The following is an 18,086-nucleotide window of genomic DNA, read 5'->3' as shown; positions in this document are numbered from 1 at the left end:
AGCCAACGCGGTGCTACCAGTTATGCCTGATGACCATAGCAAGTCGGTCCCACCCCTTCCCATCCCGAACAGGACCGTGAAACGACTTTGCGCCGATGATAGTGCTGCAACCAGTGTGAAAGTAGGTTATCGTCAGGCTAGTTATTGAAGAAGCCCACCAAGCGCAGACGCCGGTGGGCTTTTTTGCTTTCTGAACCCAGGACATAAACCAGGTGGCTGCCACGATGTGGCAGCCATCCGCTTTTGCGCCGTGGGTTTTTTAGCGCAGCAGTGCGTCCAGCAGCGGTTGGCATGCGTCGGCCAGGCGGTCGATGCTCGCTTCCCGCAGCGCGGCTGTATCCACGGTGTGCTCGCTGTGCAGGCCTGCCCATTCCAGTAGCGCGCGTCCCGCGGCAGGATTGTCGAACAATCCGTGCAGATAAGTTCCGAGCACCTGTTCTTCCAGCGCACCTTCAGGACGGCCGTCGACATAGAACGCCGGCTGCGCCAGCGCGGCGCCGGACGAAACTCCCATGTGAATTTCGTAGCCGTTGACCGGTGCGTCCGCAAACGCGCAGCGGCCCGTGATCTGAACCAGCTGCTTCTCTTGCGTCAGCTCCGTCGCCATATCGAGCACGCCGAGTGCCTCCGAGGCGCCAGCGATACCTTCAACGCCGTGCGGATCTTCCACACTGCGGCCCAGCATCTGGAAGCCGCCGCAAATCCCAATCACCTTGCCGCCGTACCGCAAATGGCGCGCGATATGCGCCGGCCAGCCATACTGCTGCAGCCAGGCCAGATCGTCGCGAGTGTTCTTGCTGCCGGGGAGAATGATCAGATCCGCTGGCGGTATCGGTTCGCCCTGGCGAATGAACTGCAGGTCCACATCCGGATGCGCGCGCAGTGCATCGAAGTCGGTGTGATTGCTCATGCGCGGCAGGCTTGGCACGACAATGCGGAAGGCGCCGCGTGCGGCTTGCACTGGCTGCACTGCATCTTCAGCATCGAGATAAAGGCCATGCAGATAAGGCAGCACGGCCAGCACGGGCTTGCCCGTCTGCTGTTCGAGCCATTCAAGTCCAGGCTCCAGCAGCTTGCTGTCGCCGCGGAAGCGATTGATCACAAAACCGATGATGCGATCGCGCTCACTTTGCGACAGGCAGGACAGCGTACCGACGATGTGCGCAAACACGCCGCCGCGATCGATATCCGCAATCAGAATCACCGGGCAATCCACTGCCTCCGCAAAACCCATATTGGCAATATCGCGATCGCGCAGATTGATCTCGGCGGGACTGCCCGCGCCTTCCACAACCACAACGTCATATTGCCCCAACAGCCGCTGATGCGATTCAAGCACGGCGCTCATCGCCACCGTTTTGTACTGGTGGTAGTCGCGTGCATTCATCTCCGCGCGTACTTTGCCGTGAATGATCACTTGCGCACCGATGTCGCTGGAAGGCTTGAGCAGCACGGGATTCATATCCGTGTGCGGCGGCACGCCAGCAGCGACGGCCTGCAGCGCCTGGGCGCGTCCGATCTCGCCGCCGTCGGCGGTGACGGCGCTATTGAGCGCCATATTCTGCGGCTTGAATGGCGCCACACGGACACCGCGCCGCTTCAGTAGGCGGCACAGCGCTGCAACCACGGTGCTCTTGCCTGCGTCGGAAGTGGTGCCCTGAACCATCAGGGTGCGGAAGGGAATCGTCATTTGCGATGCTTCCGCGCTTCTTCCAGTTTTTCGCACAGCACGGCGGTGCCGGCGATCATGCGCGGGCCTGCGCGGTTCAGCAGATTGCCGTCAATCGTGAACAGGTTGCTATTCCTGGTTGCCTTCAGCATGCCGTACGGGCGCCAGAGGTTCACGCCGCCGTAGTCCTTCTCCGCTGTGGCGAAGACGGCTTCGGGATCGGCTTGCAGCACCGCTTCGATGCTGACCACCGGCGCAGTGGTCTTCTGATCGGCGAAAATGTTCACGCCACCGCAGGCTTTCAGCGCGTCGCTGACGATATGTTCGCCATTCAGCGTGTAGAGTGGCTTGTCCCATACCTGGTAGAAGACGGTCACCGGCGGACGCGCGCCGTATTGCGCGCGTAGCGATGCCAGCTTGCTCCGCAGATCCTGGGCCGCGGCGTTGGCCACCGCTTCGGTGCCGAGCAGCTGGCCCATCGCGGTCAGGTTGTCTGCGATGTTATCCAACTTTTTGGGTTCGCTGTGGAAGAGCGGGATGCCGAGCTTGCGCAGCTGTTCGATCTGGCGCTCGGAGCTGCCGTGACGCCAGACGACGATCAGATCCGGCTTCATGGCGATGACGCGCTCCATATCGATGTCGCGGTTGTCGCCGATACGAGGGATTTTCTTGGCTGCTTCCGGATAATCGCTGTAGTTCACGGCGCCGACGACCTTGTCGCCACCGCCGGCTGCAAACAGCAGCTCCGTCACATGGGGCGCCATGGAGATCACGCGCTGCGCGGGTTTTTGCAGGGTGACGAGACTGCCGTCGTCGTCGCGTACGGTGATGGCGGCGGTTGCATTGGCCGCGAGCAGGGCGCCTGCCAGCAGGAGGTATTTCATCGGTTTTCCTTTGTCCATTCGTTCAATGCTGCTTCGAGACGCTGCCAGCCCGTTTCGTCGGGAGGCAAGCCAAGTCGAATGCCGCGTGCGGCGTTGCGGAACAGGCGCACCCAGATGCCGCGGCGTGCCATATGTTCGTGGAAGGCTTCGGCTTGGGGTTCTGGCCACCATTGGAACAGCGCCGTGCCACTCGATCGGATTCCTTGCTGCGCGAGCAGCATATTCAATCGGCCGCCGGCCCAGGCCAGCATTTCGCGCGTTTCATGTTGCCAGCACTCGTCCTGCAGCGCGGCTCGGCCGATCTGCTGGGCCGGCCCGCTGACCGACCAGGGGCCGAGCAATTCGGCGAGTGCATTCAATATCTCCGGCGCTGCGGCGACGAAGCCGAGGCGCAGACCTGCAAGGCCGAAGAACTTGCCGACTGAGCGCAACACGATGATGCCCGATTGATCGGCTTCCTTTGCAATACTGTTGGCGTTGTCGGTGTCGGCGAAAGCCTCGTCCACAACCAGCCAGCCGCCGCGCGCGCGCAGCGCATCAGCCCAGCGCAGCAGATCTGCGCGCGGCACGCGGGCGCCGGTCGGGTTGTTCGGATTGCAGACGACCAGCACGTCGCTGTGTGCAACGGCGGCATCCAGTGCAGCGTACGGTACTTCGCTTGCGATATGGCCGTGCTGCTTCCAGTGGTGAGCATGCTCCGCATAGCTTGGTGCAGCGATGGTCACACGCGAAGGTTCGCGCAGACGTGGCAAAGTCTGGATTGCGGCTTGCGTGCCAGCGACCGGCAGCATACGCGATGCACGGTAATAGCGTTGTGCGGCTTCGGCCAGTGCGGGATCTTCCTCCGGCAGCCGGTGCCAGGCGTTGGCCGCCAGTGGTGGTACAGGATACAGCGCAGGATTAATGCCGGTCGAAAGATCGAGCCAGTCGTGCTGTCCGTAGCGCCGCACGGCGTCCTGCAACTTGCCGCCGTGTTCAAGCATGGCTGACTCCTGCGATGACTGCTGCTGCGGCTAGCCACAGCCAGCAGGTAGCAAGGACCAGACGCCAGGCGCGGACGATGTCGTGCTTCGTTGCGATCTTGCCTTCGCCAAGCGGCGGGCGTTGTTCGAGTTCACCGTTGTAGATTGCCGGACCGCCGAGCGAGAGGCCAAGCGCGCCTGCGCCTGCGGACATGACCGGGCCGGCGTTTGGGCTGCTCCACGCGGGTGCTTGCGCGCGCCAGCAGCGGAATGCGCGCTGTTTGGCTTCCAGTGTTGGTGCGAGCAGGGCATAGCTGGCCGCCGTCAGGCGGGCGGGAATGAAATTGAGAGCGTCGTCGATACGCGCGGCCGCACGGCCGAAGTGCAGGAAGCGCGGGGTGCGGTAGCCCCACATCGCATCCAGTGTGTTCGCTAGGCGGAACAGCAGGGCGCCTGGGCCGCCTGCAATGGCGAACCAGAACAGGGCGCCGAACACGGCGTCGTTGCCATTTTCGAGCAGGGATTCGGTGCTCGCCTTGGCCAGGTCGTCCGCGCTGGCGTTTTGCGTATCGCGGCTGACAATACGTCCGGTCAGCGCACGCGCGGTTGGCAGGTCATCGGCCTTCAGCGCGTCGGCGATCGGCAGGTTGTGGTCGCGCAGGCTGCGCAGACCGAGGGTGAAGTAGAGCAGCAGCGCGTGCAGTGCCCAGCCGGCGCCTGGTGTGGCTGCAAATGCCAGCGCGATGCACGCCGCCGCGATGGCGACCAGTGGCAGGACCGCAAGCAGCCAGGCTAGTGTTCCAAGTGCCACGTCCATGGATTCGCTGGTCGCGCGCTCGGCGCTCGGCGCAACCGCGGCAGGCGTGGCAGGCGCGGCAAGCGCGGCATCGACGGGGGCGGGGCGGTTGCGGTTCAGCCGGCGTTCGAGGGCGGCAGCGAGTTTGCCGAAACCGACCAGCGGATGGAAGCGGCGTGGTTCGCCGAGCAGGAGGTCGAGCAGGACGCCGCACAGCATCAGCAGCACGGTCTGAGTCCAGTCGAGGCCTGTCAGCATGGCGTTCCTTTCAACGTGAGCGGTAGGCCGGCGGCGACGAAGGCCACGTGGTCGCAGGCGGCGGCAACGGCCTGGTTGAGGCGCCCTGCTTCGTCGGTGAAGGCGCGCGACACAGCACCGTAAGGCACTATGCCCATGCCCACTTCATTGGACACAAAAATCACCGGGCCCGCGCCGGCCCGTGCTATCTCGTCGAGCAGCGCCGCACGCTCTGTGTGGAAGCGCTGCGGCAGTTCAATCATGCCGAGGTCTGGATATGCCGTGCCATCGCTGAAGAGCAAATTGGTGAGCCACAGCGTGAGGCAATCCACCAGCACCACGCGATGCGGCGCACGCCATTGGCGCAAGACGTCGGCCAACGCAAGACCTTCTTCGACAGTCGTCCACTGTGCCGGACGCTGGCGGCGGTGGTGAGCGATGCGCTCTGCCATTTCCTTGTCGCCTGCGGTCGCGGTCGCGATGTAGATGACTTCCTTGTTCGATTCTGTCGCCAGCCGTTCGGCGTAGCCGCTTTTGCCTGAACGTGCGCCACCAAGGATCAGTGAGCGTTTCATGTGCCGCTCCGCGAGAATAAGGATGCCGTCGCTTCAGGATTCGAAGCGAAGTAGGCATGGAAGTACGACGCGTGTAACGAGCCGTGGCAATACACTGCTTCGCCTTGCGCCTCCGTGCGATGCTTGATCGTGTGCGCAATGGGCGTCGGGCCGTCTTCAAGGCGCGAGTAGTGGAAGGTGTGGCCGCGCAGCGGACCGGCTTCAGTCGGCAACGCTTGCGGACCCAGGCCGGCGAGGCGACCTTGCATGACGACGCGGCCAGGCAACAAGCGGGCCATTGACCAGGTGTAGCCGTCCTTGTCGGCGATGGACTCCGCCACAGCCATCATGCCGCCGCACTCTGCGACGATTGGTTTGCCTTGCTCGTGCGCGATGCGGATCGATGCCTGCCAGCTGGCCGCTTGCGCCAGCTGTTGCCCATATAGTTCAGGATAGCCACCGGGCAGATAGATTGCATCGGCTGACGCGGGGACCGGCTCGTCGGCGAGCGGCGAGAACCAGACGATTTGCGCGCCAAGTGCTGAAAGCGTCTCGATATTGGCGGGGTAGATGAAGGCGAAGGCTGCATCCCGCGCGACGGCGATGGTGCGGCCTGCAAGCAGTGCAGGGACAGGCGCTGCTGCCTGCGGTGGCAGCAATTTGACGGCGGGAAGCGCATCCCACGCCGCGGCATCAAAATTCAGCTGATCGGCCAGCGAGTCGAGCAGACCGTCGATTTCCGGTTGCTCGTCAGGCAGCACAAGGCCCAGGTGACGCTCCGGAAGCGACTGCGCCTGCTTCGGCAAACTTCCAAGCAAGGGAATATCGCGCAGCGAGGAAGCCACCATGGCCGCATGTCCAGCGCTGGCAACGCGATTCGCGATCACACCTGCCATGCGCACTGGCCCGTAGTCGCGCAGACCCTGAACCAGCGCGCCGGCGGTTTGCGCCATCGCGCCTGCATCGATCACCGCCAGCACGGGCAATCCGAATTCGTTGGCCAGATCGGCCGCGGACGGCGTGCCGTCGTAAAGCCCCATGACACCTTCGATGAGGATGGCGTCGGCGTCGCGGGCTGCGTCCGCCAGCAGTCGCTGGCACGCATCGCGCCCGACCATCCATAAATCGAGCGTCTGCACTGGTGCGCCGCTGGCGCGCGCGAGAATCATTGGATCGATGAAATCCGGGCCGCACTTGAACACGCGTACACGCTTGCCGTCGCGGCGCAGTTTGCGCGCCAGCGCGGCGGTCACGGTAGTTTTACCCTGACCGGATGCAGCAGCGGCGATCAGTACAGCCTTTGCCATCACCACTCCGTTCCGGGTTGCGCAGCGATGCCGGCTTTGAAGGCGTGCTTCACGACGTTCATTTCGGTGACCGTGTCCGCAACTTCGATCAGCTCCGGCGGCGCTGCGCGTCCGGTGACCACTGCGTGCTGCATTGGCGGGCGATCGAGCAGGTCGGCGATCACCATATCAACGTCCAGATATTTGTACTTCAGCGCGATGTTCAGCTCATCAAGGATCACCATGCCGTAGGCAGGATCGCGCAGGAAAACGCGCGCCTGTTCCCAGGCTGCCTGCGCTTTCTCGATATCGCGTTCGCGGTTCTGCGTTTCCCAGGTATAGCCCTCGCCCATGGCGTGAAAGCTGCACTCGTCCGGGAAGCGGCGCAGGAAGATCTCCTCGCCGGTGGACATGGCGCCTTTGATGAACTGCACCACGCCGACCTTCATGCCGTGCCCCATGGCGCGCATCGCCATGCCGAAGCCGCTGGAGCTCTTGCCTTTGCCATTGCCGGTGTTGACGATCAGGACACCGATGTCCTTATCCGCCGCGGCGATTTTGGCGTCGATTATGGCCTTCTTGCGCTCCATGCGTTCGCGGTGACGTTCATTGATGTCGTTCATGCGCTGCTCTCCAGGGGAATGAAGATCGTGCGGCTTCCGTGGCGCACGACGTCGATCGGGTGTTGAAGGTATTCGCTGAGGATGGGCGGTTGCATGACGTCGGACACCGGTCCGGCCAGCCAGCGTCCATCGCCCATCAGCAGCAGCGCATGCGTCGACACGCTGTGCGCCAGGGTCAGGTCGTGGCCGACCATGACAACGGTTTTTTTCTGTTCGCGGCACAGCTTTGCCAGCAGGGCCATCACACTGACCTGATGCGCCAGGTCGAGCGCATTGGCCGGTTCGTCCAGCAATAGCAACGGAGTGTCCTGCGCCAGCAAAGCGGCGATGGCGACGCGTTGCCGCTCGCCGCCGGACAGCGTGCGCACATCGCGCTCGGCCAGGTCAGCGACTTCCATCGCTTGCAGCGCGCCCAGTGCTGCGTGATGATCGTCGCTGTCTTCCCAATAGCGGTTGCCGTGATAAGGATGGCGCGCGGACAGCACCGTTTCTATCACTGAGTAGGAAAACGCGTCGTTGCGCGACTGCGCCAGGAAGGCGCGGGTACGCGCCAGGTCGGCCAGCGGCCAGTCGGCCAGTGCACGGCCTTCGACCAATACACGTCCGCTTTCCGGTTCGCGCAAGCCCGCGAGGGTGCGCAGCAGGGTGCTCTTGCCCGCGCCATTGCGGCCAATCACGCTCCAGCATTCGCCGTCGCCGACGCGCCAATCCAGCGCGTCGACCAGCGTGCGGCGGCCGATAGTGAGTCGTAGTTGTTCAGTTGCGATCATCTTATTTCCTCAGCCGGTGCAGCTGGTACAGGAAGACCGGCGTGCCGACCAGCGCCGTGACCACGCCAACCGGCAGCTGCTGGGGCGCAATGATGGTGCGCGCCAGCGTGTCGGCCAGCACCAGATAGGCGCCGCCGACCAGTGTCGCGGATGGCACCAGCAATCGGTGGTCCGGTCCGAAGGCGAAGCGGCAGGCATGCGGTACGATCAGGCCGACAAAGCCCACGCTGCCTGCGCTGGTCACCGCGCTTGCGGTCAGCAGGGCGGAAATGAAGAACAGGCCTTTGCGCAGCACGCCAACGTTGATGCCCAGTGTTGCTGCCGCTTCTGCATGCAGGGCCATCACGTTCAGTGCGCGCGCCTTGCGCAGGGCGTAAGCCAGTGCGAATACCAGCACTATCCATGGCAGCCAGCGTACCGATGCTCCGGACAGGTCGCCGATCAGCCAGAACACCATGCTGCGCAGGCGGCTGTCCGGTGCGATCGACAACATCAAGGTGACAAGGGCAATGCAGGCCGAAGACAGGATCACGCCCGTCAGCAGCAGCAACGACGTGCCGCCTTCTGCCGCGGTACCGCCGCGCAGGTCGCGCCGTGCCAGTACATACAGCATCAGCGACACGGCCACCGCGCCGCCGAATGCCGCCGCGTCAATTATCCATGCCGCGCACATGAACAACAGCGCCGCCAGCGCACCTACCGATGCACCGGACGACACGCCCAGCACATAAGGGTCCGCCAGCGGATTGCGCAGCAGCGCCTGCATCATCATGCCCGCCAGAGACAGGGAAGCGCCGGTGACGAAGGCCGCCAGCGCGCGGCTGATGCGCAGATCGAGCAAGTTAGCCGCCAAAGAATCCGGATGGCCATCCAATAATTCGCGCAATGCGCCTGGCATGTCTGCCAGTGGAATCGAAACCGAACCAGTCATGCCCGCGATCAGCAGACTGGCCAGAGAAAGGAGGACTAATCCGGCGCTTATCAGGCCGGCCCGGTTTCGCAATTGGGCGGAGAATGGATGCATGGCGGCAGCTTACCCGATTTAGTGGAAGCCGTAACGCAGGGCGGCGAACACGCTGCGGCCGGCTGTGGCGTAATTGCGCGCCAGCTCATACTGCTTGTCGCCCACGTTATTCACGCGCAGCAGCGCAGACCAGTCGTGCGTGAACTGACAGGTGGCAAACAGGTTGAGCAGACCATAGCCGCCAAGACGGTTCTTGTTGGCGGCATCGTCGAAGCGCGAAGCGGACAGCTGCCATTCTGCGCCAGTGTGCAGCTTGCCGGCGTCGTATTCCACGCCGATATTGCCGTGGCGTTTGGCGCGGCGTACCAGCGACTTGTTGAGCGTATCGTCTTTCGGGTCCTGGATATCCGCATCGGCCGTCAGAGTGAACGCGCCGAGGCGCTGGCGGGCCGACATGGTCAGACCTTCCAGTGTGGCCTTGTTGACGTTGTAGGCGCAGCCGAAAGCGAAGCCCGGTTGTGGGCACGGCGAGAAATTAACCAGCAGGTCGGTCAGCTTGTTGCGGTAGTAGGCCGCGGTAAAGGCGGTACTGCCGTTGTCGAAGTTCATCCCCACATCGGCATTGTGGCCGCGTTCCGGACGGTTGGTGGGCAGGCCGAAACTTGGGTAGTACAGTTCATTGAAGGTCGGTGCCCGGAAGCTGGTGCCGTAACTGGCGTTCAGGCGCAGTGCGCTTGAAAGGCGATAGCCGTAGCCCAGCGAGCCGGTGACCTTGCTGCCGTATTGCGAGCTGTCGTCGTTGCGAGCGCCGATGCTGAGCAGGTGCGGGCCGCGGTTCAGCTGATAGCTGGCGGCAACCGAGTTGGTGGTACGGTCCTTGGCGACGGCAGCGACATTACTTTCGACTTCTTCCTTGCGGTGTTCCGCCAGCAGTTGCAGCATGTCTTCGCCGAGGCGGAAATCGTTCTGCCAGCTGAAGGTGGTTTGCTTGGTGTTGATCTGGCTATCCGTAGACGTGAAGCTGCCGGATTTGTCGCGGCTCTGCGAAGCCTGAGTCAGCATGGACCACGCTGGCAGAATCGCGTTTCGCGAATAAATAGCGATATTGTCCAGCGACTGTACGCTGTCGGCGCGGCTGGTCTTGCCGCTGTCGAATTGCGCCTCGGTGCGGCTGTGCAGGAAGACGAGGCCCAGTTCATGGCCTGGCGCCAGCTGCCATGCAAATTGACCGGCGGCGTCTTCGCGTTGATAGCCGTCGTCGTCTGGATTGAAGGAGCTGCTGGCCGGCTTGGTGGCGGAGAAGCCGTCCGAGCGCTCTTTGGCCGCGCTCAGGGCATAGCTGATCGGGCCACTGCTGCCGGAAACGGCTGCCTCATAAACGCGCGTGCCGTAAGTGCCGCCGCCGACAGAAGCGCTGATTTCCGGTGCGCCTTTGCCTTTCTTGGTGAAGATCTGAATCACGCCGCCGATGGCGTCCGCACCGTACAGGGTGCTGAGCGGGCCATAGACTACTTCGATGTGGTCGATGGCTTCCAGCGGAATCGCGTTCCATGCCGCCGTGCCGCTGGTGGCGGAGCCGATGCGTACGCCGTCCACCAGCACGACGACCTGGTTGCCGTTGGCGCCGCGCAGCAGTACGCCGGAGTTGGTGCCCGGACCGCCATTGCGGGTGACTTCGATGCCGCGCTGGCGTTGCAGCAGTTCCGTGATGGAGCCGGCGCCGGCGCTGGTGATTTCTTCGGAACTGATGGTCAAGGTATCGGCGACCACGTCGCGCGCGGCACGCGGGGTACGGGTGGCGGTCACGATGATCGAATCGAGGGCAACGGTTTGGGCTTGCACGCTAGGCGCAGCAATAGCCAGGGCGAACGACGCGAGGGCCGCTTGCCGGGTGACGGGAGATGTCATGACAATTTTCGTATTTGAGCTACCAGCCCACGTCCCCGTAGGCCAGATTCACACGGAAGCGCGGACGCTTCCACCTGATTTGGCCGGTATCCGGGCTGGCAGGTCTGACTGTCGGGCCTTCCCATGCTTGCGCACAGTGGCTGAGGAGACAGCTGCCGCTCTTGTGGAGCAGCACTTGCTTACCGTTGCGGGGGCAGCACACGTTGGCCATCGGCGATGGCTTCGTGTTTCCCGTTTAACTGCGATCGAGACCTCGATCGCGGGCACCAAAACTTGCGAATTATAACTCGATGACGCTGCCGTAGGGGATGGCGTGGGGCGCCGCAGCCGCTTTCAGGGCCGCTGCGTGCAGTGGCGCACCGTTGTGCAGCGCTTGCATCAGGCGGATGGTGCCGGCGTGGCAGACCACGATGGCAGGGCCTGTCAGCTCTCGTAAAAAGAATTGCACGCGCCGGGCGGCGTCCAGCACGGACTCGCCACCGCCGGGGCGGTAGTGGAGCAGATCGGCGGCCCAGGCATCGACTTCGGCGCGGGGAATGTCGTCCCAAGCGCGCAGTTCCCAGGCGCCGAAATGCAGTTCGGCGAGGCGGGCATCGGGTATTGCCGCGGCGGGACGGCCGGGCGTGGCGGCCAGCAAGGCGGCCAGTTCGGTGCAGCGGCGCAGGGGACTGGTCCAGATCGGCGCCGCGCGCAGCAGGTCGGGCGGCAACGCAGCGCCGATGGACGCATGGCAGGCCGCGAGCGCCGCAGGATCGGGCGGCAGGTCGCTGCTGCCATAGCAAAGCCCCGGCGCGACTTGCGGCGCGGGGTGGCGAATAAGGATCAGGCCCATGCGCCGTGGCCCGAGGCGGCCAGCACGCACACATAGAAAACGGCTTCGCTCAATTGCTGCACAGCGCCCAGGCAATCGCCGGTGTAGCCGCCCAGGCGCTGCACGCATTTGCGGGCCAGCCAAAGTGCGGCCAGTATCATGCCCAGCAAGCCGATGCCCAACGCTGCGGGGGCGATCCAACCGCCCGCCGCGACCACGGCCAGCGGCACGGCGGCGGTACAGGCGGCAATGGCGAATTCGCCGCTGCGCATTTCCTGCGCCATCGGCTTGGCTTTGCCTTCAGCGCGGGCATATTCCATGCGCCAGATCAGGGCCGTGGCCATCAGACGGGATGCCGGATGGGCAACCGCCAGCGCCGCCAGCACAGCGACGGGCGGCAACGCAGACAAGGCTGCGCATTTGACCGCCAGCAGAAGGATGATGCCAATCGCACCGTAAGCGCCAATGCGCGAGTCCTTCATGATTTCCAGCACGCGCTCGCGCGTTTGGCCGCCGCCGAAGCCATCGCACATGTCGGCGAAACCATCCTCGTGGAAGGCGCCGGTGGCATAGATGCCGGTTGCTGTGGAGAGCAGCACGGCCACGGGCGCGGGAAGCACTAGTGCGGCCATTGCATAGACGCCGGCCGCAATGGCGGCGACGACCGCGCCAACCAACGGGAAATAGCGCGACGCGTGATGCAGCCAGGCCGCCTCAAAGCCGACCCACGACGGAATCGGCAGCCGCGTGAAGAATTGCAGCGCGATGAAGAAGAGGCGAACCTGCTGCATGAACTCAGACTGACTTTTCGCTGACCTGAGCCGACTCGAAAGTCGCCATCTGGTTCAGGAAGTTGACGGCCGCCTGCAGCAGCGGCATGGCCAGCGCGCTGCCGGTGCCTTCGCCCAGGCGCAGGCCCAGGTTCAGCAGCGGACGGGCATTCAGGTGTTCCAGCATGCGCTTGTGGCCAGTCTCGTCCGAGCAGTGCGAGAACACGCAGTAGCCCAGCACCTCGGGCTTGATGCGGGCGGCGACCAGCAGGGCGCTGGTGACGATGAAGCCGTCGATCACCAGCACCATGCGGCGCTCGGCCGCCTTCAGCATGGCGCCAACCATCATGGCGATTTCGAAGCCGCCAAAGGCTGCGAGCACCGGCAGGCCACCGTTGACGTCATGCAGCTGTACGGCTGCTTCGATCACGCGCTGCTTGCGCAGCACGCCTTCCGCATCAAGGCCGGTGCCGGCGCCGACGCATTCGGCGACGGGAATACCGGTCAGCTTGTGCATCAGGGCCGCCGCGGCGGTCGTGTTGCCGATGCCCATTTCGCCAAAGCCGAGCACTTTGCCAGGCAGGTTTTCAACCAGCTCCATGCCGCACTCGATCGCTTCCATGCACTGCTGGGCGGTCATTGCCTTTTCTTTGGCGAAGTTGCGGGTGCCGGGTGCGATTTTGCGGTTCAGCAGGTGGTCGCGTGGACCGAAGGTATGGTTCACACCAGCGTCCACCACTTTCAGCAGGCAACCATTCTGGCGCGCGAACACGTTGATGGCGGCGCCGCCGGCCAGGAAGTTCTCGACCATTTGCCAGGTCACGTCCTGCGGGTAGGCGGACACGCCCTCGGCGACTACGCCATGGTCGCCGGCGAAGACGAGAATGGCGGGATCATGCAGTACCGGCGCAGTGGTCTGCTGCACCATGCCGATTTGCTTGGCCAGCGCTTCCAGCGCGCCCAGGCTGCCCAGCGGCTTGGTCTTGTTGTTGATGGCGCGGTCCAGCTGGGCCGCGAGCGATTCGTCATGAACGGGGGAGATGTGTGGGATAGTCATCCGGGAATTATAATGCCCGCATGCGCATCCTCATCATCGAAGACAACCCTGACATCGTTGCGAACCTGTACGGCTTCCTGGAGCATAAGGGTTACGTGCTGGATTCCGCGGCCAACGGCTACGGCGGGCTGGCGCTGGCTGCGCAGCACGACTACGACGCCATCATTCTGGATGTGATGCTGCCAGGCCTGAATGGTGTGGAGCTGTGTCAGAAGCTGCGCGGTGAGCTGGGCAAGGCCACGCCGGTTCTGATGCTGACCGCGCGCGACACCCTGCAAGACAAGGTCGCGGGCTTCGAAAGCGGCGCCGACGACTATATGGTCAAGCCCTTCTCAATGGTGGAGCTGGAGGTGCGGCTGCGCGCCCTGGTGCGCCGCTCGCGCGGTGTGCAGGCCACCAGCCCCGTGCTGACTGTGGGCGAGCTGGCCTACGATACGGCCAATTTCGAGGCGCGCCGCGCCGGGCGGCCGCTGACGCTGACCCGTACCGGCCTCACCATCCTGCGCCTGCTGATGAAGGAGTCGCCCAAAGTCGTCACTCGCGAGGTGCTGGAGCAGGAGCTGTGGGGCGAGGACCGTCCCGACAGTGACGCGCTGCGGACTCACATCCACGCCCTGCGCCAGGCGCTGGACAAGCCGCATTCCTTTGCCATGCTGCGCACTATCCCCGGCATAGGCTACAAGCTGCTGGCAGCCGATGAAGAGGGCTGAATCCCTCAGCCGGCGCATCATCCTGGCCTATGTGGCCTTTGCGGTGGGCGTGTCGGTCATTTTCGCCGGCATTGCGGCACTGGCAGTGGAGGGTATCGAAGACCGCCTGGTGGATGATCGCCTGCGGGTCATCGCCGACTGGGCATCGCCGCGCAATGCGGGGCATTTGCCGGTCGAGATGCCGTCCGGCGTAAGCTTCCATCATGGGCAGGACGTTCCGGTATCCCTGCGCGGCCTGTCGCCGGGTGTGCACAAGATGGAGGTGGACGGCGTCTATCTGCACGTACTGGCCGCCCGCGATTCACTGGGCGACTTCGTTGTAGTCGATCACAGCACGGAATACGAGAACATTGAGATCGTGGTGTACGCCATGTTCAGCGGCGCGCTGATTGCCGTTATCGGCGGTTCACTGGCGCTGGGCCGCTGGGTGGCCAATCGCATCGTTACGCCGATCACGGAACTGGCCGAGGCGGTGGAGCAGCGCAAGGACGACCTGCCGCATCTGGACCGGGAAGATGAACTGGGCGTGCTGGCGCGCGCCTTTGCCGGGCACACGTCCGAGCTGACCCGTTTCCTGGATCGCGAACGCTTCTTCACCGGCGACGTGAGCCACGAGCTGCGTACGCCGCTGACCGTGATCAGTGGCGCCGCCGAATTGCTGATGGAGCGCACGCATGATGAGCCGGCCTTGCATGCGCCGTCCGAGCGGATCTATCGTGCGGCCCGCGAGGCCAGCGACGTGACTGCCGTACTGCTGCGCCTGGCCCGTTCGCCCGAGGTGCTGGAATGGTCGGAACTGTCGGCCGCGTCGCTCGCCCACGCCGAAGTGGCGCGTTATCAGGGGCTGGTGGCAAACCGTCCGCTGGCGCTGTGTTTCGGCGGCGGAGAAGACTTCAAGGTGCAAGGCCCGCGCGAGCTGCTGATGGCAGCGGTGGGCAACCTGGTGCGCAATGCTTGCCAGTACACCCAATCGGGTTCGGTCGATGTGCATCTGGGGCCGCGCAGTATCATTGTGGAAGATACTGGCCCCGGCCTGCCATCCAGCGCCCTGGCGCGCATGCGCGGTGAACCGGTGGCGGATGGCGAGACTTCGGCTGGCGCCGGACTGGGTCTGAGCCTGGTTCAGCGCATCTGCCACTATATAGGTGCAAGTATCGAGATCATTGAAAGATCCGGCGGCGGCACTTGCTGCATCTTGCAATTCCCTGATTTAACGAAAATTTAACGCAGTTTTCACGGTTATTTCACTTGCTCCCGGTTATCGTTTTCGGCTAAGTTGCCGGGAGTGTCTTTGTGAAATTGAAATCTTTGCCTCGTATTCATGCGCCGCTGCTGACTTTCGGCGCTTCTGTATTCCTTGTCCTGCTGTGTAATTTCAGTTTCTGGAAGACCTTCGTGGCCGCAACCGGCGGCGCGAAAATCGGCAACCTCCCGCTTTATCTGGGCGCCAGTCTGGTGCTGGTCCTGGTGTTCAATCTGATCCTGACGCTGGTCAATTTCCGCCTGCTGATCAAGCCGGTGCTGATCTTCCTGTTCCTGGTGACTTCGTCGGCCAGTTACTTCATGAGCAAGTATGGCGTGGTGATCGACGCGTCCATGGTGCAGAACGTCGTTGAAACCGATGTGCGCGAGGCGACTGAGCTGCTGAGCTGGAATATGGTTGAGACGGTGCTGCTGCTGGGCGTGCTGCCATCCATTATTGTGTGGCGGCTGCCGGTGCAGTTCCCGCCGCTGCGCCGCGATCTGCTGATCAAGCTCGGCACGATTGCCGGGTCGGCGCTGGTCGTGGTCGGTCTGCTGATGCTGCTGTTTAAGACGCTGGCGCCGGCAGTGCGCGAACACCGCGAAATGCGCTTCCTGCTGACGCCGACCAACGTCTTCCAGGCCACCAACAGCTATCTGAAACAGCGCTTCGCCGTGCCGACCGTGGTTGCGCCGTTGGGCACTGACGCCACCAAGGGCCGCCTGTGGGCTGCTGCGGGCGCTGGCGCTGGCGTTGCGGGACAGGGCAAGCATGCCGTGACCATCATCGTGGTGGGTGAGACGGCGCGCGCCATGAACTTCTCCCTGAACGGCTATGAACGGGAGACGAATCCGAATCTGAAAAAGGAGCAGGGGCTGATCAACTTCACCAATGTCAGCTCTTGTGGCACGGCGACGGCGGTGTCCGTGCCTTGCGTGTTCTCGGATTTGCCGCGTGAAGATTATTCGGAAGACAAGGCCCGCGCGCAGGAAGGTTTGCTGGACGTGCTGCGCCATGCCGGCTTCGAGGTCCTATGGCGCGACAATAATTCCGGCTGCAAGGGCGTGTGCGACCGCGTGAAGTTTGAAGACCTGTCGCAGCCGGTGGCGGGCGACAAGCTGTGCAACAGCGAGGAATGCTTCGACGAGCGTCTGTTGAATGGCTTGCCTGAGATGATCAGGAACGCCCAGAAAGACATGGTCATCGTGCTGCACCAGAAGGGCAGCCATGGTCCGGCTTACTGGAAGCGCTATCCGGCCGAATTCAACAAGTTCACGCCGGTATGCCAGACCAATGAGCTGGAAAAGTGCTCGCGCGAGTCCATCGTGGCGGCCTACGACAACACGATTCTTTATACCGACTTCTTCCTGAGCCGCGCTATCGATGTGCTGCGCAAGGCCGCGGCCGAGGGCGGCGCCGACACTTCGCTGCTGTATTTCTCCGATCACGGCGAATCGCTGGGCGAAAAGAATATGTATCTGCACGGTGCGCCTTATATGTTTTCGCCGGCCGAGCAGCGCAAGGTGCCGATGATGCTTTGGATGTCGGACGGCTTCAGCGAGCGCTTCAAGGTGGATCGCGCTTGCCTGGCGGCCCGCAGCGGTCAGGAATTCTCACACGACAACGTCTTCCACTCTACGCTCGGGATGCTGAACGTGAACACCGCTGTCTATAACCCTAAACTGGATATCTTCCATGCATGCATCCGCGGCTAAGCCTCTGATTCGCCCAGTCCCGCTGATGCTGGCGCTGCTGGGTATCTCGGCGCTGGTCATCCTGTGGCTGGGCGAGTTCACAAACGTCGATCTGCAGCTGGCGGACGCTACTTACGACTTCTCGAAGCATGTGTTCCCCCTGCAGCACGCCTGGTTTGCCGAGCGGCTGAATCATGAAATCCTGAAGCAAGTCATGACGGTGGCCGCCGTGGTGGTCGTGGTGCTTGCTCTGTACGATAAATGGCGTCCATTTGCGAGCTGGGGCTGGGAGCGCCGCATGGGCGTGCGCGTGGTCGCAATGTCGGCCGCATTGGTGCCGCTTGTGATCAGCCTGCTCAAGCGCGCAAGTTCTTCGCATTGCCCGTGGGATGTTCAGCGCTATGGCGGCGACGCTCCTTATATCCGTCTGCTTGAATTGATGCCGGACGGTATCGCTGCCGGCCATTGCCTGCCGGGCGGCCATGCTTCCAGTGTGCTGTGGCTGATTTCCCTGTCCGCTTTCTGGTGGCCGCGCCATCCGCGCAAGGCGCTGGCGGTCGCGATTGTCATGCTGGCCTTTAGCTTCGGCGTCGGCTGGATTCAGCAGCTGCGCGGCGCACACTTCCTGACCCACACACTGTGGTCAAGCTGGATCGCTTGCGCTCTCGTGTTCGTGATCTATCAATTGAATACGAAAGTGCTTGCCAAGCTGCCGGACGTTAGCTATAGTTCTGTCCCTCGCAACGCTACGGCAGCAACTGCTGCAGAGTGAAGCGAAAAAAGAGGGGCTTGACGATGAACGCAAAACACCGCATAATCTCGCTTCTCTGCTGCTGACGAACACAACGCTTCGATCAATTAGGCAGCGCCCCGAACGGGGGGTCTTTAACAATCAACAGTCGATAAGTGTGGGCGTTTGAAGATGGCCAACGCGCCGAATGGCGCGATGCTCAAATAATATGCTTCAAATGCTCGCGCAAAATGAAACGTAATCTCGTTAAGAGATTTCGTCAGTATTTTGAGTGAGCGACCAAGTCAGCAATGACTTAAAACAGAGATTGAACTGAAGAGTTTGATCCTGGCTCAGATTGAACGCTGGCGGCATGCTTTACACATGCAAGTCGAACGGCAGCGCGGGCTTCGGCCTG

The 18,086-nt window shown here is 63.0% G+C and carries 17 protein-coding genes, 2 rRNA genes and 1 riboswitch; of the genes, 6 read left to right on the top strand and 13 right to left on the bottom strand.

Translation table 11 applies throughout. The annotated features are described in order from the left end of the window. Positions 1-25 precede the first annotated feature (25 nt). Positions 26-138, top strand: a 5S ribosomal RNA gene (gene rrf, locus AB4Z19_RS30200). 121 nt (positions 139-259) lie between these two features. Here the strand turns inward: rrf and AB4Z19_RS30195 are convergent. From AB4Z19_RS30195 to cobT, 13 genes are all read right to left on the bottom strand, one after another. Next, complete coding sequence (locus AB4Z19_RS30195) at positions 260-1,690, bottom strand: cobyric acid synthase (RefSeq protein WP_442028237.1); 1,431 nt, start codon at positions 1,688-1,690, stop codon at positions 260-262. Beyond that, positions 1,687-2,553 (bottom strand): cobalamin-binding protein, encoded by an 867-nt coding sequence (locus AB4Z19_RS30190; protein WP_442037111.1) that lies wholly within the window; start codon positions 2,551-2,553, stop codon positions 1,687-1,689. Before AB4Z19_RS30190 ends, AB4Z19_RS30195 begins: the two co-directional genes overlap by 4 nt. Then, a complete protein-coding gene (gene cobD / locus AB4Z19_RS30185) occupies positions 2,550-3,536 on the bottom strand; it encodes a threonine-phosphate decarboxylase CobD (RefSeq protein ID WP_442028240.1) in 987 nt (328 codons plus the stop codon). The genes AB4Z19_RS30190 and cobD overlap by 4 nt, the downstream gene beginning before the upstream one ends. Continuing rightward, positions 3,529-4,569 (bottom strand): CobD/CbiB family cobalamin biosynthesis protein, encoded by a 1,041-nt coding sequence (locus AB4Z19_RS30180; protein ID WP_442037109.1) that lies wholly within the window; start codon positions 4,567-4,569, stop codon positions 3,529-3,531. The genes cobD and AB4Z19_RS30180 overlap by 8 nt, the downstream gene beginning before the upstream one ends. After that, positions 4,563-5,123, bottom strand: a complete 561-nt coding sequence (gene cobU / locus AB4Z19_RS30175) for a bifunctional adenosylcobinamide kinase/adenosylcobinamide-phosphate guanylyltransferase (protein ID WP_442024541.1) — start codon at positions 5,121-5,123, stop codon at positions 4,563-4,565. Before cobU ends, AB4Z19_RS30180 begins: the two co-directional genes overlap by 7 nt. Next, positions 5,120-6,409: a cobyrinate a,c-diamide synthase gene (locus AB4Z19_RS30170; protein ID WP_442024539.1), complete on the bottom strand. Its 1,290-nt coding sequence runs from the start codon at positions 6,407-6,409 to the stop codon at positions 5,120-5,122. Before AB4Z19_RS30170 ends, cobU begins: the two co-directional genes overlap by 4 nt. After that, complete coding sequence (gene cobO, locus AB4Z19_RS30165; protein ID WP_442037107.1) at positions 6,409-7,011, bottom strand: cob(I)yrinic acid a,c-diamide adenosyltransferase; 603 nt, start codon at positions 7,009-7,011, stop codon at positions 6,409-6,411. Before cobO ends, AB4Z19_RS30170 begins: the two co-directional genes overlap by 1 nt. Further along, on the bottom strand, positions 7,008-7,781 hold the full coding sequence (locus AB4Z19_RS30160; RefSeq protein ID WP_442024535.1) for an ABC transporter ATP-binding protein: 774 nt from the start codon (positions 7,779-7,781) through the stop codon (positions 7,008-7,010). The genes cobO and AB4Z19_RS30160 overlap by 4 nt, the downstream gene beginning before the upstream one ends. A gap of 1 nt (position 7,782) precedes the next feature. Beyond that, positions 7,783-8,805 (bottom strand): FecCD family ABC transporter permease, encoded by a 1,023-nt coding sequence (locus AB4Z19_RS30155; RefSeq protein ID WP_442024533.1) that lies wholly within the window; start codon positions 8,803-8,805, stop codon positions 7,783-7,785. A gap of 18 nt (positions 8,806-8,823) precedes the next feature. Then, positions 8,824-10,653 (bottom strand): TonB-dependent receptor domain-containing protein, encoded by a 1,830-nt coding sequence (locus tag AB4Z19_RS30150; protein WP_442024531.1) that lies wholly within the window; start codon positions 10,651-10,653, stop codon positions 8,824-8,826. Between the two features lie 64 nt (positions 10,654-10,717). Continuing rightward, a riboswitch (cobalamin riboswitch) is annotated at positions 10,718-10,939 on the bottom strand. Continuing rightward, the gene (locus tag AB4Z19_RS30145) at positions 10,934-11,485 is read right to left on the bottom strand and encodes a histidine phosphatase family protein (protein ID WP_442024529.1); all 552 of its coding nucleotides are present in this window, start codon (positions 11,483-11,485) and stop codon (positions 10,934-10,936) included. Its footprint overlaps the riboswitch before it by 6 nt. After that, a complete protein-coding gene (locus AB4Z19_RS30140) occupies positions 11,476-12,255 on the bottom strand; it encodes an adenosylcobinamide-GDP ribazoletransferase (RefSeq protein WP_442037105.1) in 780 nt (259 codons plus the stop codon). The genes AB4Z19_RS30145 and AB4Z19_RS30140 overlap by 10 nt, the downstream gene beginning before the upstream one ends. A 4-nt stretch (positions 12,256-12,259) precedes the next feature. Then, a complete protein-coding gene (gene cobT, locus AB4Z19_RS30135; protein WP_442024525.1) occupies positions 12,260-13,291 on the bottom strand; it encodes a nicotinate-nucleotide--dimethylbenzimidazole phosphoribosyltransferase in 1,032 nt (343 codons plus the stop codon). A gap of 20 nt (positions 13,292-13,311) precedes the next feature. Between cobT and AB4Z19_RS30130 the strand changes: the two genes are divergently transcribed. From AB4Z19_RS30130 to AB4Z19_RS30110, 5 genes are all read left to right on the top strand, one after another. Next, positions 13,312-14,001 (top strand): response regulator transcription factor, encoded by a 690-nt coding sequence (locus AB4Z19_RS30130; RefSeq protein WP_442024523.1) that lies wholly within the window; start codon positions 13,312-13,314, stop codon positions 13,999-14,001. Next, positions 13,988-15,226, top strand: a complete 1,239-nt coding sequence (locus AB4Z19_RS30125; RefSeq protein ID WP_442024521.1) for a sensor histidine kinase — start codon at positions 13,988-13,990, stop codon at positions 15,224-15,226. The genes AB4Z19_RS30130 and AB4Z19_RS30125 overlap by 14 nt, the downstream gene beginning before the upstream one ends. Before the next feature lie 68 nt (positions 15,227-15,294). Next, positions 15,295-16,959, top strand: coding sequence for a phosphoethanolamine transferase (locus AB4Z19_RS30120; RefSeq protein ID WP_442037103.1), 1,665 nt, complete (start codon positions 15,295-15,297; stop codon positions 16,957-16,959). After that, on the top strand, positions 16,940-17,710 hold the full coding sequence (locus tag AB4Z19_RS30115) for a phosphatase PAP2 family protein (RefSeq protein ID WP_442029860.1): 771 nt from the start codon (positions 16,940-16,942) through the stop codon (positions 17,708-17,710). The genes AB4Z19_RS30120 and AB4Z19_RS30115 overlap by 20 nt, the downstream gene beginning before the upstream one ends. 288 nt (positions 17,711-17,998) lie before the next feature. Beyond that, positions 17,999-18,086, top strand: a 16S ribosomal RNA gene (locus tag AB4Z19_RS30110); the annotation flags it as partial.

Source organism: Pseudoduganella sp. RAF19 (assembly GCF_052114165.1).
Taxonomy (GTDB): domain Bacteria; phylum Pseudomonadota; class Gammaproteobacteria; order Burkholderiales; family Burkholderiaceae_D; genus Rugamonas.
The sequence above is the reverse complement of the archived record's forward strand: the minus strand, read 5'-3'. Positions and strand labels throughout refer to the sequence as shown.

Coding starts and splice junctions, on each gene's coding strand:
- AB4Z19_RS30195 (WP_442028237.1), bottom strand. CDS start 1,690: ATGACGATTCCCTTCCGCACCCTGATGGTTCAGGGCACCACTTCCGAC.
- AB4Z19_RS30190 (WP_442037111.1), bottom strand. CDS start 2,553: ATGAAATACCTCCTGCTGGCAGGCGCCCTGCTCGCGGCCAATGCAACC.
- cobD (WP_442028240.1), bottom strand. CDS start 3,536: ATGCTTGAACACGGCGGCAAGTTGCAGGACGCCGTGCGGCGCTACGGA.
- AB4Z19_RS30180 (WP_442037109.1), bottom strand. CDS start 4,569: ATGCTGACAGGCCTCGACTGGACTCAGACCGTGCTGCTGATGCTGTGC.
- cobU (WP_442024541.1), bottom strand. CDS start 5,123: ATGAAACGCTCACTGATCCTTGGTGGCGCACGTTCAGGCAAAAGCGGC.
- AB4Z19_RS30170 (WP_442024539.1), bottom strand. CDS start 6,409: ATGGCAAAGGCTGTACTGATCGCCGCTGCTGCATCCGGTCAGGGTAAA.
- cobO (WP_442037107.1), bottom strand. CDS start 7,011: ATGAACGACATCAATGAACGTCACCGCGAACGCATGGAGCGCAAGAAG.
- AB4Z19_RS30160 (WP_442024535.1), bottom strand. CDS start 7,781: ATGATCGCAACTGAACAACTACGACTCACTATCGGCCGCCGCACGCTG.
- AB4Z19_RS30155 (WP_442024533.1), bottom strand. CDS start 8,805: ATGCATCCATTCTCCGCCCAATTGCGAAACCGGGCCGGCCTGATAAGC.
- AB4Z19_RS30150 (WP_442024531.1), bottom strand. CDS start 10,653: ATGACATCTCCCGTCACCCGGCAAGCGGCCCTCGCGTCGTTCGCCCTG.
- AB4Z19_RS30145 (WP_442024529.1), bottom strand. CDS start 11,485: ATGGGCCTGATCCTTATTCGCCACCCCGCGCCGCAAGTCGCGCCGGGG.
- AB4Z19_RS30140 (WP_442037105.1), bottom strand. CDS start 12,255: ATGCAGCAGGTTCGCCTCTTCTTCATCGCGCTGCAATTCTTCACGCGG.
- cobT (WP_442024525.1), bottom strand. CDS start 13,291: ATGACTATCCCACACATCTCCCCCGTTCATGACGAATCGCTCGCGGCC.
- AB4Z19_RS30130 (WP_442024523.1), top strand. CDS start 13,312: ATGCGCATCCTCATCATCGAAGACAACCCTGACATCGTTGCGAACCTG.
- AB4Z19_RS30125 (WP_442024521.1), top strand. CDS start 13,988: ATGAAGAGGGCTGAATCCCTCAGCCGGCGCATCATCCTGGCCTATGTG.
- AB4Z19_RS30115 (WP_442029860.1), top strand. CDS start 16,940: ATGCATGCATCCGCGGCTAAGCCTCTGATTCGCCCAGTCCCGCTGATG.